This window comes from Streptomyces olivoverticillatus (assembly GCF_014203555.1).
GTDB classification, from domain to species: domain Bacteria; phylum Actinomycetota; class Actinomycetes; order Streptomycetales; family Streptomycetaceae; genus Streptomyces; species Streptomyces olivoverticillatus.
The window spans coordinates 838,180-854,598 of the sequence record NZ_JACHJH010000001.1; the positions used below are offsets into that span (position 1 = coordinate 838,180).

General features: G+C 72.7%; 12 protein-coding genes. 4 read left to right on the forward strand and 8 right to left on the reverse strand.

Features of this window, described 5'->3' with window-relative positions; all coding sequences use genetic code 11:
* Positions 1-12 precede the first annotated feature (12 nt).
* The 5 genes from sucD to FHS39_RS03920 all read right to left on the reverse strand — a co-directional run bounded on the left by sucD (position 13) and on the right by FHS39_RS03920 (position 7,004).
* Positions 13-897, reverse strand: coding sequence for a succinate--CoA ligase subunit alpha (gene sucD, locus FHS39_RS03900; protein ID WP_184346298.1), 885 nt, complete (start codon positions 895-897; stop codon positions 13-15).
* Between the two features lie 20 nt (positions 898-917).
* Positions 918-2,096 (reverse strand): ADP-forming succinate--CoA ligase subunit beta, encoded by a 1,179-nt coding sequence (gene sucC / locus FHS39_RS03905; protein ID WP_184346299.1) that lies wholly within the window; start codon positions 2,094-2,096, stop codon positions 918-920.
* 275 nt (positions 2,097-2,371) lie between these two features.
* A complete protein-coding gene (locus FHS39_RS03910) occupies positions 2,372-3,565 on the reverse strand; it encodes a VWA domain-containing protein (protein WP_184346300.1) in 1,194 nt (397 codons plus the stop codon).
* Positions 3,562-5,913 (reverse strand): DUF5682 family protein, encoded by a 2,352-nt coding sequence (locus FHS39_RS03915; RefSeq protein WP_184346301.1) that lies wholly within the window; start codon positions 5,911-5,913, stop codon positions 3,562-3,564. The genes FHS39_RS03910 and FHS39_RS03915 overlap by 4 nt, the downstream gene beginning before the upstream one ends.
* A complete protein-coding gene (locus FHS39_RS03920) occupies positions 5,910-7,004 on the reverse strand; it encodes an ATP-binding protein (RefSeq protein WP_425507729.1) in 1,095 nt (364 codons plus the stop codon). Before FHS39_RS03920 ends, FHS39_RS03915 begins: the two co-directional genes overlap by 4 nt.
* A 133-nt stretch (positions 7,005-7,137) precedes the next feature.
* Here FHS39_RS03920 and FHS39_RS03925 point away from each other — a divergent pair, with 133 nt between their 5' ends.
* A complete protein-coding gene (locus FHS39_RS03925) occupies positions 7,138-8,514 on the forward strand; it encodes an SWIM zinc finger family protein (RefSeq protein ID WP_184346303.1) in 1,377 nt (458 codons plus the stop codon).
* Positions 8,515-8,567: 53 nt separating this feature from the next.
* Positions 8,568-10,103, forward strand: coding sequence for a DUF5691 domain-containing protein (locus tag FHS39_RS03930; protein ID WP_184346304.1), 1,536 nt, complete (start codon positions 8,568-8,570; stop codon positions 10,101-10,103).
* 39 nt (positions 10,104-10,142) lie between these two features.
* Here the strand turns inward: FHS39_RS03930 and icmB are convergent, their stop codons facing one another.
* Positions 10,143-10,556, reverse strand: coding sequence for a coenzyme B12-dependent isobutyryl CoA mutase small subunit (icmB, locus tag FHS39_RS03935; protein WP_045933491.1), 414 nt, complete (start codon positions 10,554-10,556; stop codon positions 10,143-10,145).
* A 274-nt stretch (positions 10,557-10,830) separates the two neighbouring features.
* Here icmB and FHS39_RS03940 point away from each other — a divergent pair, with 274 nt between their 5' ends.
* Positions 10,831-11,658 carry an esterase/lipase family protein gene (locus FHS39_RS03940; RefSeq protein ID WP_184346305.1) on the forward strand — a complete coding sequence of 276 codons (828 nt, stop codon included), beginning with the start codon at positions 10,831-10,833 and terminating at the stop codon, positions 11,656-11,658.
* Positions 11,659-11,825: 167 nt separating this feature from the next.
* Complete coding sequence (locus FHS39_RS03945) at positions 11,826-13,394, forward strand: M23 family metallopeptidase (protein WP_184346306.1); 1,569 nt, start codon at positions 11,826-11,828, stop codon at positions 13,392-13,394.
* Positions 13,395-13,410: 16 nt separating this feature from the next.
* Here the strand turns inward: FHS39_RS03945 and pcrA are convergent, their stop codons facing one another.
* Positions 13,411-15,858: a DNA helicase PcrA gene (gene pcrA, locus FHS39_RS03950; protein ID WP_045933488.1), complete on the reverse strand. Its 2,448-nt coding sequence runs from the start codon at positions 15,856-15,858 to the stop codon at positions 13,411-13,413.
* Positions 15,859-15,917: 59 nt separating this feature from the next.
* Complete coding sequence (locus FHS39_RS03955; RefSeq protein ID WP_045933487.1) at positions 15,918-16,271, reverse strand: hypothetical protein; 354 nt, start codon at positions 16,269-16,271, stop codon at positions 15,918-15,920.
* Between the last annotated feature and the right edge of the window lie 148 nt (positions 16,272-16,419).

The following is a 16,419-nucleotide window of genomic DNA, read 5'->3' on the forward strand; positions in this document are numbered from 1 at the left end:
GCGCGGAAGGCGTCAGCCGGCCAGCGCGGCGCGCGCCAGGCGGGCGGTCTCGGACGGGGTCTTGCCGACCTTCACGCCCGCGGCCTCCAGGGCCTCCTTCTTCGCCTGCGCGGTGCCGGACGAACCGGACACGATCGCACCGGCGTGGCCCATCGTCTTGCCCTCGGGCGCGGTGAAACCGGCCACGTAGCCGACGACCGGCTTGGTGACGTTGGCCTTGATGAAGTCCGCGGCCCGCTCCTCGGCGTCGCCGCCGATCTCGCCGATCATGACGATCAGGTCGGTCTCGGGGTCGGCCTCGAACGCGGCGAGCGCGTCGATGTGGGTGGTGCCGATGACCGGGTCGCCACCGATGCCGACGGCCGAGGAGAAGCCGATGTCACGGAGCTCGTACATCATCTGGTAGGTCAGCGTGCCCGACTTGGACACCAGACCGATGCGGCCGGGCTTGGTGATGTCGCCCGGGATGATGCCGGCGTTGGACTGGCCCGGGGTGATGAGACCGGGGCAGTTCGGGCCGATGATCCGGGTCTTGTTGCCCTTCGAGCCCGCGTACGCCCAGAAGGCGGCGGAGTCGTGGACGGCGATACCCTCGGTGATCACGACAGCCAGGCCGATCTCGGCGTCGATCGCCTCGACGACGGCGGCCTTGGCGAAGGCCGGCGGCACGAAGACGACGGTGACGTCGGCACCGGTCTTCTCCATCGCCTCGGCGACGGAGCCGAAGACGGGCACCTCGGTGCCGTCGAAGTCGACGCTCGTGCCGGCCTTGCGCGGGTTCACGCCGCCGACGATGTTGGTGCCGTCGGCCAGCATGAGCTTGGTGTGCTTCATGCCCGTGGCGCCGGTCATCCCCTGGACGATGACCTTGCTGTCCTTGGTGAGGAAGATAGCCATGGTTGTGGAGTCCTCGTCCCTTACTTAGCCGCAGCCAGCTCGGCGGCCTTGTCGGCCGCGCCGTCCATGGTGTCCACGCGCTGCACGAGCGGGTGGTTGGCGTCGGAAAGGATCTTGCGACCCAGCTCCGCGTTGTTGCCGTCGAGGCGCACGACCAGCGGCTTGTTGACGTCCTCACCCTTGGACTTCAGCAGCTCCAGGGCCTGGACGATGCCCTTGGCGACCTCGTCGCACGCGGTGATGCCGCCGAAGACGTTGACGAAGACGGACTTGACGTCCGGGTCGCCGAGGATGATCTCGAGGCCGTCCGCCATCACCTCGGCGGAGGCGCCGCCACCGATGTCGAGGAAGTTGGCGGGCTTGACGCCGTCGTGCTTCTCACCGGCGTACGCGACGACGTCCAGGGTGCTCATGACGAGACCCGCGCCGTTGCCGATGATGCCGACCTGGCCGTCGAGCTTGACGTAGTTGAGGCCCTTGGCCTTGGCCGCCGCCTCGAGCGGGTTGGCCGAGTCCTTGTCCTCGAGCGCCTCGTGCTCCGGCTGGCGGAAGTCGGCGTTCGCGTCGAGCGAGACCTTGCCGTCGAGCGCGATGACGCGGCCGTCGGCGACCTTCGCGAGCGGGTTGACCTCGACGAGGAGCGCGTCCTCGGCGATGAAGGTCTTCCACAGGGTCACCATGACCTCGGCGACCTGCTCGGCGACCTCGGCCGGGAACTTCGCCTGGGCGACGATCTCGCGGGCCTTCTCGATGCTGACGCCGTCGTTGGCGTCGACCGGAACCTTCGCGAGCTTCTCGGGGGTCGTGGCCGCGACCTCCTCGATGTCCATGCCGCCGGCGACAGACGCCATGGCAAGGAAGGTGCGGTTGGTGCGGTCGAGGAGGTACGAGACGTAGTACTCCTCGGCGATCTCCGGAGCGGTCTCGGCGATCATGACCTTGTGGACCGTGTGGCCCTTGATGTCCATGCCGAGGATGTCCGTCGCGCGAGCGACGGCCTCGTCCGGGGTGGCGGCCAGCTTCACGCCGCCGGCCTTGCCGCGGCCGCCGACCTTCACCTGAGCCTTGACGACCGACTTGCCGCCCAGCCGCTCAGTGGCCTCGCGCGCCGCCTCAGGCGTGTCGATGACTTCACCGGCCAGCACCGGTACACCGTGCTTGGCGAAGAGGTCCCTCGCCTGGTACTCGAACAGGTCCACGCGCGTCCGTCCCTTTTCCATGGATATCGCGGTTCAGTGTCTGCGCGGGCGTGCCGCAGGCCAGCGTGACGACGCGATCTTTTACGAGGGCGGCACACGTTCACCGTTGACGCGGCATGTCCGTCCCGCAGGTTATCCCCGAGGGACGGAGCTCCCTAAATCACAGGTCACACTCTGGCCGTGATAACCCTCACAGATCGCTACGGCGCCCGTACGCATACGGGTATACAGGGGCCCGGCCGCGGGCGCAGCACAGCGCTTCCTCGTCCGTCAGGTCAGGCCGTTGCCCCGGGTATCGGCAGCGGGCACTTCTCCAGCGCCGCGGCCATCACCTCCGGGAAGAGGTCGGGGGTGCAGGCGAAGGCGGGCGCGCCCAGGGCGGCCAGGGCCGCCGCGTGGTCGCGGTCGTAGGCGGGGGCGCCCTCGTCGGACAAGGCCAGGAGCGTGACGAACTGCACGCCGGAGGCCTTCATGGCGGCGACCCGCTTGAGCATCTCGTTGCGTATCCCGCCCTCGTAGAGATCACTGATGAGGACCACAACGGTCTCGGCCGGGCGGGTGATGCGGGACTGGCAGTAGGCCAGGGCGCGGTTGATGTCCGTGCCGCCGCCGAGCTGGGTGCCGAAGAGCACGTCGACGGGGTCGGACAGCTGGTCGGTGAGGTCGACGACGGAGGTGTCGAAGACCACGAGGCGGGTGTCCAGGGCGCGCATCGAGGCGAGCACGGCGCCGAAGACGGAGGCGTAGACGACGGAGGCGGCCATGGAGCCGGACTGGTCGATGCAGAGGACGACCTCCTTCTTCACGGACTGGGCGGCGCGCCCGTAGCCGACGAGCCGCTCGGGCACGACAGTGCGGTATTCGGGCAGGTAGTTCTTGAGGTTGGCCCGAATGGTGCGGTTCCAGTCGATGTCGTGGTGGCGGGGGCGGCTGGTGCGGGCGGAGCGGTCGAGGGCGCCGGAGAGGGTGGCGCGGGTGCGGCTCGTCAGGCGCTTCTCCAGGTCCCGGACGACCTTGCGGACGACCGTGCGGGCGGCCTCCTTGGACGCCTCGGGCATCGTCCGGTTGAGGGAGATCAGGGTGCCCACGAGGTGGACGTCGGCCTCGACGGCTTCGAGCATCTCCGGCTCCAGGAGCATGGCGGCCAGGCCGAGCCGGTCGATGGCGTCGCGCTGCATCACCTGAACGACGGATGCCGGGAAGTACGTGCGGATGTCGCCCAGCCAGCGGGCGACCCGCGGCGCGGACCCGCCGAGCCCGGCCCCGCGGGGGCGGGCCTCGCCGTGGGCGGCCGCGGAGCCGTAGAGCGCTTCCAGGGTGCGGTCCATGGCGGCGTCGGTGCCGCCGAGCGCACAGCCGGTGCCGTCGCCGCCGTCGGACCCGCCGCCGAGGACGAGCCGCCAGCGCCGCAACCGCTCCGCGGCGGGTTCGGCGTGGGTGGTCGGTGCGGTGGTGTTCGAGGTGGTCATGCTGCCCCCTGTGCGTGTCCGTGTGTCTCCGCCGTCTCCGCCATGCCCAGCAGCAGGCGCATCGTCGGGAGCACCGCCGCCGCGCGCTCCTCGTCGAGGGGCGCCTCGCCCGGGGCCGCGGCGCCGGTGGCGCTCGCCCCGCCGCGGCGGACCAGCTCGCCCAGCGTGCGGCGGACGCCGGGCTCGAAGGCCGAGAAGGTGCGGCGCAGCAGGGGCAGTACGTCCGTGAAGGCGTCGGGCGGGACGCCGGTGAGCCAGGTGTCGACGAGGGTGAGCAGGCGTTCGTCGTGGACGAGCAGCATGCCGCCGGAGCCGCCGCTGCCGACGAACCCCTCGATCCAGGCGGCCGCATCGGCCGGTGCAGTGCCGGCCGAGAGGGCGAGGCCCATGAGCCGGGCGGCGCGGTCGTCGGTCAGCCGCCCGTCGTCGAGCAGGAGCCGTGCGGCGCGCCCACGGATGCCACCGGGGAGGCCGTCCCGCCCGGCGAGGATGCGGAGGACGGCGGACCAGCGCTGCCGGATGCCGGGGGTGGTGTTGGCTTCGGCTTCATCGCCGGCTCTGTCGCCGGTTTCGGTTTCGGCCAGGAGGCTGACGGCCTGATGCACGGCGTCCGTGTGGCCGCGCATCTCCGCGGCGGCGTCGGTGTCGAGGCCCGCGCAGGCGGCCGGGAGGCCGACGAAGATGCGCTCGGCGATGCCCGCCGCCACCTCGGCGAGGGCAGTGGTGCCGGTGCGGCGGACGTCGCCGTAGCGCACGGAGCGCACCAGGGCGGGCAGGGCCCGGGCCAGGTGGCCGACATCGGTGTCCAGGGCGGCGCGGTCGGCGAGGGCGCGCATGACGGCGGGCAGGGCGCCGTCGAGCCCGGCGAGCAGGCAGCGCTCGGCCAGGGCGGTGATGTCGGCGAGCGCATCGGCTTCGCGGGCCAGCGCCTCGGCCCTGGCGGTGGCGGCGCCCTCCACGGTGGTGCCCCACGCACCCGCTTCGGCGATCCGCACCGCCAGCTCGGGCTCCCAGCACAGCCGCCAGCTCTCCCGGAAGGTGCCGAGCCCCCCGCGCGAGCGCATCGGCTCGCCCCAGTCGACGCCGAGCAGCCGCAGCCGGTGCAGCAGCCTGCTGCGGGCGGCGTCGGTGTCCTTGCGCAGGTCGAACTCGCAGTCACGGAAGGCGGCTTCGGGCTTGAGGCGCAGGGTGCGCTGAAGCCGGGCGAGGTCGCGCTGCAGCGGCGTGGCCGGGGCGGATGCGGGGACCTCGCCGAGGACATCGCCGACGACGAGCCGGTCCCGTACGAGGGCGAGCGGCACGTCGGAGCCGTCGCACATCACGGCGCGGACGGCGTCGACGGTCTCGGCGAGCCCGGCCAGCGGGCGGCCGCGCATGGCGGCCAGGGTCTCGGCGAGGCGGACGGCCTCGATGACGTGGGCGGAGGAGACGGGGAAGTCCTCCTCGCGCAGCAGGCGGGCGACGTCGGTCAGCCAGCGCTCGACGGGCCGGTCGGGGGCGTGGAAGAGATGCCCGTACCAGCCGGGCGAGGTGATCCCGGCGCCGTAACCGCTGTGCCGGGAGAGCCTGCGGTGGGTCCAGGGCACCCAGCTGATCTCGGCCTTGACCTTGGGCAGGCCCTTGAGCACCTGACGGTCGGCGGCGACGGTCCGCTTGGCGGCGAGGGCCGGCACGTGCCAGGCCCCGCAGACGACGGCGACCGCATCGCCGAACTCCTTCTGCGCCTCGCGGAGTTTGAGCCGCATGTACGCTTCGCGGATTCCGTCGCGGTCGGCGAGCGGGCCGTCGGTGCCGACCTCCGCGAAGCCGGTGCGCAGTTCGCCCATGGCGTCGGCGACGGCCGCGAACGGCGCGAGCGCGTCCCCGTCGGCCGGGCCGCCGCGGCGGTGTTCGACGGCGTCCTCCCACCAGCGCTCGGGGTCGTCGTATCCGGCGGCCGCGGCGAGCGCGGCCAGCGGGTCGAGCCGGGGGGCGGGGTGCGAGGCGCCGCCCCCCGGCGCATCGGTCTCCGCGCCCGGTCCGCCGGCGGCGGCGAGCGAGTGCGCCGCGGGCAGGTCGATGAAGCGCACCGGAACGTCGTGCGCCAGGGCCCAGCGGATGGCGGCCCATTCCGGCGAGAAGGCGGCGAGGGGCCAGAACGCGGCGCGGCCCGGGTCGTCGGCGGCATGGGCGAGGAGGGCGACGGGCGGGCGCATGCCCTCGTCGGCCGCGAGGTGCACGATCGCGTCCGCCTCGGGCGGCCCCTCGATGAGGACCGCGCTCGGGGCGCACTGCCCGAGGGCGGACACCACGGCCCGTGCCGAGCCCGGCCCGTGGTGGCGCACGCCCAGCAGGGCCGGCCTGCTCATACGGACACCTCACGGCAGGCGCGGTAGAAGTCCTTCCAGCCGTCGCGCTCGCGGACGACCGTCTCCAGGTACTCCTGCCAGACGAGCCGGTCGGCCACCGGGTCGCGGACGACCGCACCGAGGATCCCGGCGGCCACGTCGCCCGCGCGCAGCACGCCGTCGCCGAAGTGGGCGGCGAGCGCCAGGCCGCCGGTGACGACGGAGATGGCCTCGGCCGTCGAGAGCGTCCCCGAGGGGGACTTGAGCTTGGTGCGGCCGTCGGCGGTGACGCCGTCGCGCAGCTCGCGGAAGACGGTGACCACGCGCCGGATCTCGTCGGTGCCGTCGGGCACGCCCGGCAGGTCCAGGGAGCGGCCGAGCTGGTCGACGCGGCGGGCGACGATGTCCACCTCGTCCTCGGGCGTTGCGGGCAGCGGCAGGACGACGGTGTTGAAGCGGCGGCGCAGGGCGCTGGAGAGTTCGTTGACGCCGCGGTCCCGGTCGTTGGCGGTGGCGATCAGGTTGAATCCGCGGACGGCCTGGACCTCCTCCCCCAGCTCGGGGATGGGCAGGGTCTTCTCGGACAGGACGGTGATCAGGGTGTCCTGGACGTCGGCAGGGATGCGGGTGAGCTCCTCGACGCGGGCCGTCATGCCCTGGGCCATGGCCCGCATGACGGGGCTGGGCACGAGCGCTTCACGGCTCGGGCCGTGGGCGAGGAGCCGGGCGTAGTCCCAGCCGTAGCGGATGGCCTCCTCGGCGGTGCCCGCGGTGCCCTGCACGAGCAGGGTGGAGTCGCCGCTGACGGCGGCGGCCAGGTGCTCGGACACCCAGGTCTTGGCGGTGCCGGGCACGCCGAGCAGGAGCAGGGCCCGGTCGGTGGCGAGCGTGGTGACGGCGACCTCGACGACCCGGCGCGGGCCGACGTACTTGGGCGTGATCACCGTGCCGTCGGGCAGTGTGCCGCCGAGCAGGTAGGTGGCGACGGCCCACGGCGAGAGCCGCCAACGCTCGGGCCTTGGGCGGTCGTCGGCCGCCGCGAGCGCTTTGAGCTCGTCGGCGAAGGCGTCCTCCGCATGCGGTCGCAGGGCATCGGCAGAGATTCCGGGCACGGTCACAAGTCCCCCTCGTCGTGCGGTTCCGGGTACGGGAAAAACCCTGCACCACCCCACTGACAATCGACCTCGGCACGGACAAAGTCACTGGTCAGGGCGATTGTCAGTGGCCGGCCCTACCGTCGGGGACATGAATTGCCAGGGGGAACGCTGGACGGCCGAACAGGTGCTGGCACTGGCGCCTGACGCCGCATCACGCAAGGCGGGGGCCAAGCTCGCGGGGCCGGGCCCGTGGTCGGGCGCGGGGGCGTGTGCGGACGGGGGCGCGGGCGCGGTCTGGGGGGAGTGCAAGGGCAGCGGCAGCAAGCCGTACCGGACGGTCGTGGACCTGGGCGGCCAGGGCGGGCCGGGCTTCCACTGCTCGTGCCCGAGCCGCAAATTCCCGTGCAAACACGCGCTGGGGCTGCTGCTGTTGTGGACCGAGGGCGAGGAGGCGGTGCCCGGCTCGCAGGAGCCGCCGCCGGAGTGGGCGGGGCAGTGGCTGGAGCGGCGGCGGCAGCGCGAGGAGCGCCCCGCCGCCCGCGAGGCCGGTGCCGCGGCCGGGGATGCGGAGGCGGCGCGCCGCCGGGCGGAGCGCCGGGCGCAGCGGATCGCCTCCGGTGCCACGGAGTTGGAGCAGCGCCTCGCCGACCTGCTGCGGGGCGGCCTCGCCTCCGCCGAGGGTGCGGGGTACGGGCAGTGGGAGGAGACGGCGGCCCGCATGGTCGACGCCCAGGCTCCGGGGCTGGCCTCGCGGGTCAGGGAGCTGGCGGCCACGGCCGGCGCGGGGGCGGGCTGGGCCTCGCGGATGCTGGAGGAGTGCGCCTTGCTGCACACCCTCAACCAGGGTTGCCTGCGCGTCGACCGGCTGCCCGAGCCGCTGGCGGCGACGGTGCGGGCCCGCGTCGGTGTCACAACGGACACGGCGGCGCTCGTCGCCTCCGTCCCGCCGGTGCGCGATCACTGGCTGATCCTGGCCCAGCGCGACGGGGACGACGGGCGGCTCGTCACCCGCCGCATCTGGCTCCACGGCCGGGAGACGGGCCGGATGGCCCTGCTCCTCTCTTACGGCGCGGTCGGCCGGGCACCCGAACTCTCGCTGCCAGTAGGCCTGTCGATAGACGCCGACCTGGTCTTCCACCCGTCCGCGCGGCCGCTCCGGGCGGCGCTGGGCGCCCGGCACGCGGCTCCGGTGCCGAGCCCCGCTCCCCCGCCGGGCGGCGGGGCGGAAGCCGCCCTGCGCACCTATGGCGAGGCACTGCGCGACGATCCCTGGCTGGAGGCCTGGCCGGTGGTGCTGTCGGCCGCGGTGCCGGTGCCGGGCGAGGAGGGCGGCGGTGCCGGGTGGCAAGTCGCCGACGCGGAGGGCGAGTCGGCGCTGGCAGTCGACCCGCGGTGCGGTGACGGAGCGGGGCTGTGGCGGCTCGCCGCGGTGTCCGGGGGCCGCCCGGTGCCGGTCTTCGGCGAGTGCGGCCACCGGGGGTTCACGCCACTGACGGCCTGGGGTCCGCAGCCGGTGGCGCTGTGAGCCGCACCCGCCCGCCCGGCACGGCCGGGCACCACTCGACGAAGGGGCAGAGCATGACCACCACCTGGGACGATCTCGTCGGGGCCGCCCTGCTCGGCACCGAGCGCCGCACGCCGCCCACCCGGCCGCGGGAGGGGCAGGATGCGGCGGGGGCGCTGCTGGACGCGGCCGCGGTGCACACCGTGCAGCGGCGGGCGGCCCTGCTGCCGGTGGCCGCGCGGGCCCGGCCCGCGGCCGCGCCCGAGGACGGGCGGCCGGCCCTGCCCGAGGCGGCCAGGCGGCGGCTGGCACTGCTGCTCGCGGACCGGGCCGCGCCCGGCGGCGGGCGGCGCGGCTCCGCCCCCGATCTCACCGAGCTGCTGCCCCAGTGGCTGGCCGCCGCCAATGCCCGCGGCTACCGCGCCCCGGCGGCGCTGCTGCCCGAGCTCCTGGAGGCGGCCCGGGCCCGCAGCGACGTACGGCCCGCGGCCCTCGCCCTGGCGGGGCCCCGCGCGCTGTGGCTGGCCCGGCTCAACCCCCAGTGGAAGTACGCGCTGCGCGCGTCCCCGTCCGCGAGCGGCGGCGAGCCCGGGGCAGACGACCGGGTGTGGCAGGAGGGGCTGTTGGCCGAACGCTCGGCGTTGCTGGTGTCGCTGCGGCAGCGAGATCCGGACGCGGCCCGGGAGCTGCTCGCCGGCACCTGGGCGAAGGAGCGCGCGGAGGACAGACTGATGTTCCTCGACGTGCTGGGCGAGCGGCTCTCGCTCTCCGACGAGCCGTTCCTGGAGCAGGTGCTGTCCGACCGCAGCCGCAATGTGCGGGCCGCCGCGGCCGGGCTGCTGACGGGCCTGCCCGGTTCCGCGCTGGCGTCCAGGATGACCGCGCGGGCCCGGGCCTGTGTGGCCCCCGACCGCACCAGCGGCGACGGACCGCGGATCACCGTCGAGGCGCCGCACGAGTGCGACAGCGGCATGCAGCGTGACGGCATCGTGGCCAAGCCGCCGTCCGGGCGCGGCGAGCGTTCGTGGTGGCTGGGCCAGCTCGTCGAGGCGGCACCGCTGGCCGGGTGGCCGGCGCGGTTCGGGGTGGCGGGCGCGGCCGAGGTGGTGGCCCTGCCGGTCGCCGACGGCTGGCAGCCGGATCTGCACGCCGCGTGGTGCCGGGCCGCCGTCCGCCAGGGGGACGCCGAGTGGGCACGGGCCCTGCTCGGCCCCGCGGCCTCGCCGCCCGCCCCGGACGTGGCCTCCTGGAAGGACCCCGCGAAGCTGCTGTCCGCCCTGCCGCCGGGCGAACGGGCCGGGTGGGTAGCCGAGTTCATCGCCGTGCACGGGCTGCCGGAGGCGTTCCGGCTGCTGGGCACGTGTGCGGTGCCGTGGGCGGAGCCACTGGGCAGGGCCGTGGTCGACGCGCTCGACACCGCGCGGGACGCGGGCGGGTATCCGTGGAGCTTCAGCGGCGTGATGGGCCTGGCGGAGCGCTGCCTCGACCCGTCCGAGGCGGACCGGCTGGCAGTGCCGGAGGATGCGTCCGGCTACTGGGCGGAGGCCTTCGAGCGCCTCGTCGGCACGCTGCGGCTGCGCGCCACGATGCATGCGGAGCTGGCCGGGTGAGCCGGGCGGGCATCCGCCCGGCTCACCGGGAGCGTTGCCCTACGCTTCCGCCGCCTCGCGGACGTTCGCGTTCACCCACTCCACGATCGACGTCGTCGTCGCGCCCGGCGTGAAGATCTCGGCGACCCCGAGCTCCTTGAGCGGAGGGATGTCCGCCTCCGGGATGATCCCGCCGCCGAAGACCTTGATGTCCGCCGCATCCCGCTCCTGCAGCAGCTCGATCACCTTGGCGAAGAGCGTGTTGTGCGCGCCGGAGAGGATGGACAGCCCGATCGCGTCGGCGTCCTCCTGGATGGCGGTGTCCACGATCTGCTCGGGCGTCTGGTGCAGGCCCGTGTAGATGACCTCCATACCGGCGTCGCGCAGCGCCCGCGCGATGACCTTGGCACCGCGGTCGTGGCCGTCGAGCCCCGGCTTGGCCACCACCACGCGGATCGGACCGGTCACTCCCATCACTGCCTCCATGTACGCGGGCCCACAGGGCCGGGAAAGTGAACGAACGTTATCTCCAGCATCCCGCAACCGGCCGTTTCGCGGTGGAGAGCGAGGGGGAAATCACACGTGGGACACCACGTTCGCTACGCACCGCTCCCGTATCCCCGTCTCTCGGGCCACGGGGCGGCCGTGAAGGGGAGCCGCAGCGGTGCGCCAGGCACCGCACAGCTGCCCGCATGGGCACACGGGGGAGCAGCTGCCTTCCGGGTGCCGTTCGGGAGGTCGGTCGGCCATGGGGGCACTGCCCTGTCTCGGTAAACTCCTGCGCCCTTGTTCGCTTGTGCGCCCGTCGGCCGCCCTCGTGCGGGCCACGGTCCTGGAGTTGGCGATCCTCGCCACGCACGTGCTCCTCTACCCCGCCGGCCTGGCCCGGGAGCGCCAGGCGCCGCCCCTGCCCGCGGCGGAGGCCGTGCCCGTCCCCGCCGGGCCGCCGCCCGTCCTGCTCCTGCACGGCTTCATCGACAACCGCTCGGTCTTCTTCCTGCTGCGCCGGTCGCTGCGGCGCAACGGCTGGCGGCAGGTGGTCTGCCTCAACTACCCCCTGCTGACCCGCGACGTCCGCATCGCGGCGGCCGCGCTCGGCCGGCATGTGGAAGAGGTCTGCGAGCGCACGGGGCAGCCCCAGGTGGATGTGGTCGGGCACAGCCTGGGCGGGCTGGTCGCGCGCTATTACATCCAGCGCATGGGCGGCGATGCGCGCGTGCGCACCCTGGTCACCCTCGGCACCCCGCACGGCGGCACCCTCACCGCCGTGCTGGCCACCGTGCATCCGCTGGCCCGGCAGATGCACCCCGATTCCGACGTCATCGCGGAGCTGGCCGAACCGGCCCCCGATTGCGCGACGCACTTCATCAGCTTCTGGAGCGAGCTGGATCTGCTGATGAGCCCCGTGGAGACGGCCCGGATCGACCACCCGGACCTGGTGGCGCGCAGCGTGCGGGTCAGCGGGGTGGGCCACCTCGCCCTGCCCGTGCACGGGGCGGTGGCGGCGGGCATCCGGCAGGCCCTGACCGCACGGGTGCCGGAGGCCGGCGCTCCGGGGGCGGCATCGGTCGCCTGACCGATTTCAAGTCGAACGTATATCGAACGTCAAGTCGACCCACGATGGTTCAGTCCACCAAAAGGCGGCTAAATGCCCGGCGCTTGGCCCAGTGAAACGTGACGAAGATTGTCGTTCCGCATACCGCCGGGTACAGTCGCCGCTAATTCTCCTGCTCCCAAGGTGAAATGGACGTGGTGGTGAACGACCGTCACCAGCCGGCGGGTCCAGGCCCGGCCGCCGTTCCCGCTGCCGATGCCGCTTATGGGCACTACCCGTCGTATGAGCAGCAGGGCTTCCCGCAGACCCATACGACCGGGCGCGACGGCTACGGCCATGGCTATGGCTCCGGCTGGGACACTTCCGCCACCTTCACCGCATTCGACGCTTCCGGCGCCCAGACCACCTCGGACTGGGGCAACCACCCCAGCGGAGTTTGGCAGGGGGACACCACCGGCCAATGGGGTGGCGTCACCGGCCATACGCAAACGTGGGATTTCAGCACCTATGGGATCGGTGCCCACGACACCGGTCAATACGACACGGGCCAACACGGCACGGGTCAATACAGCACCGAGCAATACGGCGCCGACCCGCATTCCGGCCAGTGGGGCACCTCCGGCTGGGGGCACACCCAGGGCGAGGCCTGGGGCGCGGCCACGGCGGGCTCGTACGACACGGGCCACTCGGGCCAGTGGGACACCTCCGTCCAGTACCCGGGCTGGGACTCCTCCGGCCAGTTCGACTTCAACAACCAGCAGACGCAGACCTGGGACGCCTCCGCGTTCGCCGCGGAACCGCAGCAGCAGCCGCAGGCCGAGGCCCAGCGCACCCCCACCGTGATGGTCGACTTCTCCGCGGCCGTTCCGGGTCCGCGTTCGTCCGTGGCCGACGCCGAGACCCAGATGATGTCGGTGCCCGAGATGCCGGAGGCTGAATCCCCCGGTTCTTCCGGCTCCCCCGGCCGCGAAGAGCCCGCCGCCCACCACGGATCCGCCGGGCACGGCAGCCGTCGCAAGAGCGCGCCCGCCCGCACCGGTTACCGCCCGCGCCGCAAGGCGCTGCTCACCGTCGCCATCCCCTCGGTCGCCGTGATGGGCGTCGCCGGTATCGCCGCCGCGTCCGTGGGCACCGGCGGCCAGAAGGACACCCCGCACACCACGGCAGCCGCCGCGCCCGACACGGCCGTCAAGCTCTCGGCGGCCAACAGCCAGCTGGACACCCAGCTCGCCGGGCTCAGCCGGGGCGCCGACGACTTCGCCACCCGCGCCAGCCGCACCCAGGAGCGCATCGACCTCAAGGCCCGCCAGGACGAAGAGCGCAAGCGCAAGGCGGAGGAGGCGGCGCGCAAGGAAGCCGAGCGGCCCAAGTTCGTCCTGCCCGTCACCCAGCACGGGCTGAGCGCCTACTTCGGGCAGGCGGGCGTGAACTGGATGTCGGTGCACACCGGCATCGACTTCCCCGTCAGCTACGGCACGCCCGTCATGGCCGCCACCGACGGCACCGTCCGCACGCAGTACAACGTGGCCTACGGAAACATGGCCATAGTGACGGCGCCCGACGGCACCGAGACCTGGTACTGCCACCTGAGCAGCACCAAGATCCGGTCCGGGTCGGTCAAGGCCGGGGACGTCATCGCCTACTCCGGCAACTCCGGCAACTCCACCGGGCCGCACCTGCACTTCGAGGTACGGCCCAACGGCTCGGCCGTCGACCCGCTGCCGTGGCTGCGCGGCCACGACCTCGACCCGACGTAACCCCGCCGGCGTACGGCTACAGCTTCTCCACCGGCGCGTACCGCAGCAGCAGCCGCTTCGGCTTCTCCTCGCCGAAGTCGACCGTGGCCTCGGCATTGTCACCGCTGCCCTTGACGGCGACGACCGTGCCGAGCCCGAACGAGTCGTGCGTGACCCTGTCCCCGACGGTCAGCGCCACCACGGGCCGGTCCTTGGCGCGCCGGGTCGCAAAGCCGCTCGGTCCCGCCTTGGCACCGCCGCCACCGCGCGAGGACGAGAAGCCCGACGTGATGCCCGACCCCGCGCCCAGCGAGGACGCCGACGGAGTGGCGGGCCCGGTGCGGCGCCACGCCACGTACTGCTCGGGGATCTCCTCCAGGAAGCGCGACGCCGGGTTGTAGGAGGGCTGGCCCCATGCGCTGCGCATGCTCGCGCGGGTCAGGTACAGCCGCTCGCGGGCGCGGGTGATACCCACGTAGGCGAGCCGCCGCTCCTCCTCCAGCTCCTTCGCCTGGCCGAGGGCGCGCATGTGCGGGAAGACGCCGTCCTCCATGCCCGTGAGGAAGACGACCGGGAACTCCAGGCCCTTCGCCGTGTGCAGCGTCATCAGCGTGATCACGCCGCTGCCCTCGGTGTCCTCGTCGGGGATCTGGTCCGAGTCGGCGACCAGCGCGACCTTCTCCAGGAAGTCGGCCAGCGTGCCCGGCTCCTCCTCGGTGCGCTCCTGCTCGAATTCCAGGGCGACGGCCGCCAGCTCCTGGAGGTTCTCGATGCGGGTCTCGTCCTGGGGGTCGGTGGACGCCTGGAGCTCGGCCAGATAGCCGGTGCGCTCCAGCACCGCCTCCAGGATCGTGGCGGGACCGGCGCCCGACTCGACGACGGTGCGCAGCTCCTCCAGCAGGACGTTGAAGCGCTTGACCGCGTTGGCGGAGCGGGCCGCCATGCCGTACGCCTCGTCCACGCGCTTGAGCGCCTGCGAGAAGCTGATCTTCTCGCGCAGCGAGAGCGCGTCGATCATGGCTTCGGCACGCTCGCCGATGCCGCGCTTGGGCACGTTGAGGATGCGCCGCAGCGGGACGGTGTCCTCGGGGTTGGCCAGCACCCGCAGGTAGGCCAGGACGTCGCGGACCTCCTTGCGCTCGTAGAAGCGCACGCCGCCGACGACCTTGTAGGGCAGCCCGACCCGGATGAAGATCTCTTCGAAGACACGGGACTGGGCGTTGGTCCGGTAGAAGACGGCGACGTCGCCCGCCTTGGCGTCCCCGGCGTCCGTCAGCCGGTCGATCTCGTCGGCGACGAACTGCGCCTCGTCGTGCTCGGTGTCGGCCACGTAGCCGGTGATGGAGGCGCCGGCCCCGGCCTGGGTCCACAGGTTCTTGGGGCGGCGGTTCTGATTGCGCTCGATCACCGCGTTCGCGGCGTTGAGGATCGTCTGCGTGGAGCGGTAGTTCTGCTCCAGCAGGATCGTCTTCGCGTCCGAGTAGTCCTCCTCGAACTGGAGGATGTTGCGGATGGTGGCGCCGCGGAAGGCGTAGATGCTCTGGTCCGCGTCACCGACGACGCACAGCTCGGCCTGCTCCTCGCCGGCGCCCACCAGCTCGCGCACCAGCGTGTACTGCGCGTGGTTGGTGTCCTGGTACTCGTCGACCAGGACGTGCCGGAAGCGGCGGCGGTAGTGCTCGGCCACGTCCGGGAAGGCCTGCAGCAGGTGGACCGTGGTCATGATGATGTCGTCGAAGTCCAGGGCGTTGGCCTCGCGCAGCCGCGCCTGGTACATGACGTACGCCTCGGCGAGCGTCTTCTCGAAGCCGTCCGCAGCCTGCGCGGCGAACGCCTCCTCGTCGATCAACTCGTTCTTGAGGTTGGAGATCTTGGCGCTGAAGGACTTCGGCGGGAACTTCTTCGGGTCGAGGTCGAGATCCCGGCAGACGAGGGCCATCAGGCGCTTGGAGTCGGCCGCGTCGTAGATCGAGAAGGAGGACGTGAAGCCCAGCTTCTTGCTCTCGCGGCGCAGGATCCGCACGCACGCGCTGTGGAACGTCATCACCCACATCGCGTGGGCGCGCGGGCCGACGAGCTGCTCGACGCGCTCCTTCATCTCGCCCGCGGCCTTGTTGGTGAAGGTGATCGCCAGGATCTGCCCCGGGTGCACCTGACGGGCGCCCAGCAGATAGGCGATGCGGTGGGTGAGCACGCGCGTCTTGCCGGAGCCGGCGCCCGCGACGATCAGCAGCGGCGAGCCGTTGTGCTCCACGGCGGCGCGCTGCTGGTCGTTCATCCCCTCCAGCAGCGCCGACATGTCGACGACCGGACGCACCGCGCCGTCGCGGTAGTACGCATCCCTGGGGACGGGTGCGTCGAAGGCGCCCCCGAACAGGTCGTCCGGCAGGGGCTCCGGGGTCACGTCCTCCGGGGGCGGGGGCGGGTGCTCCTCGTCGGAGGGGGCCAGATCCGCCAGGAAGCTGTCGTCAAAGAGGCTGCTCATCGCCTCCCGAGTCTAGGCCGCCCCACCGACAGCCGGTCCCCCCTTCGGCCGGACAGTGGTCAGACCCACAGGACGGCGATGAAAACGTTCGCCGCGGTGAGCGCGCCCACCGTGCCGAGGGCGGCCGCTTCGACCTTCTCCTCGTCGCGCTTCACATAGACCAGGCCCAGGATGACGATCAGCAGGGCCAGCTTCACGCCGATCTTGAAGGTGTTGACCGTGTGGTCGTCGGCCTGGTTGAGGCCGACCAGCGCGACACCGGTGACCAGCATGGTCAGCGCGCCGTGGAGCATGGCCGGGACCATGCGCGCCTCGCCCTTGCCCATGACTTTCAGCTGGGTGAGGAAGCCGCCGAGCAGGGCGGCGATGCCGAGGATGTGCAGGCCGACCACGGCGTGAATCAGTACGTCCATGGACACCGACGATAGCCGGGCCTTTAGCACCGCCCGGCCGCACGGTAGGACAAGATCACGGGTTTGGTCAGGGGATGCCCATATCCCTGACTACGCACCCGGGTCAGGCGGCCACCGACGGTCGCCAAACGGCAGATTCGGGGCAATA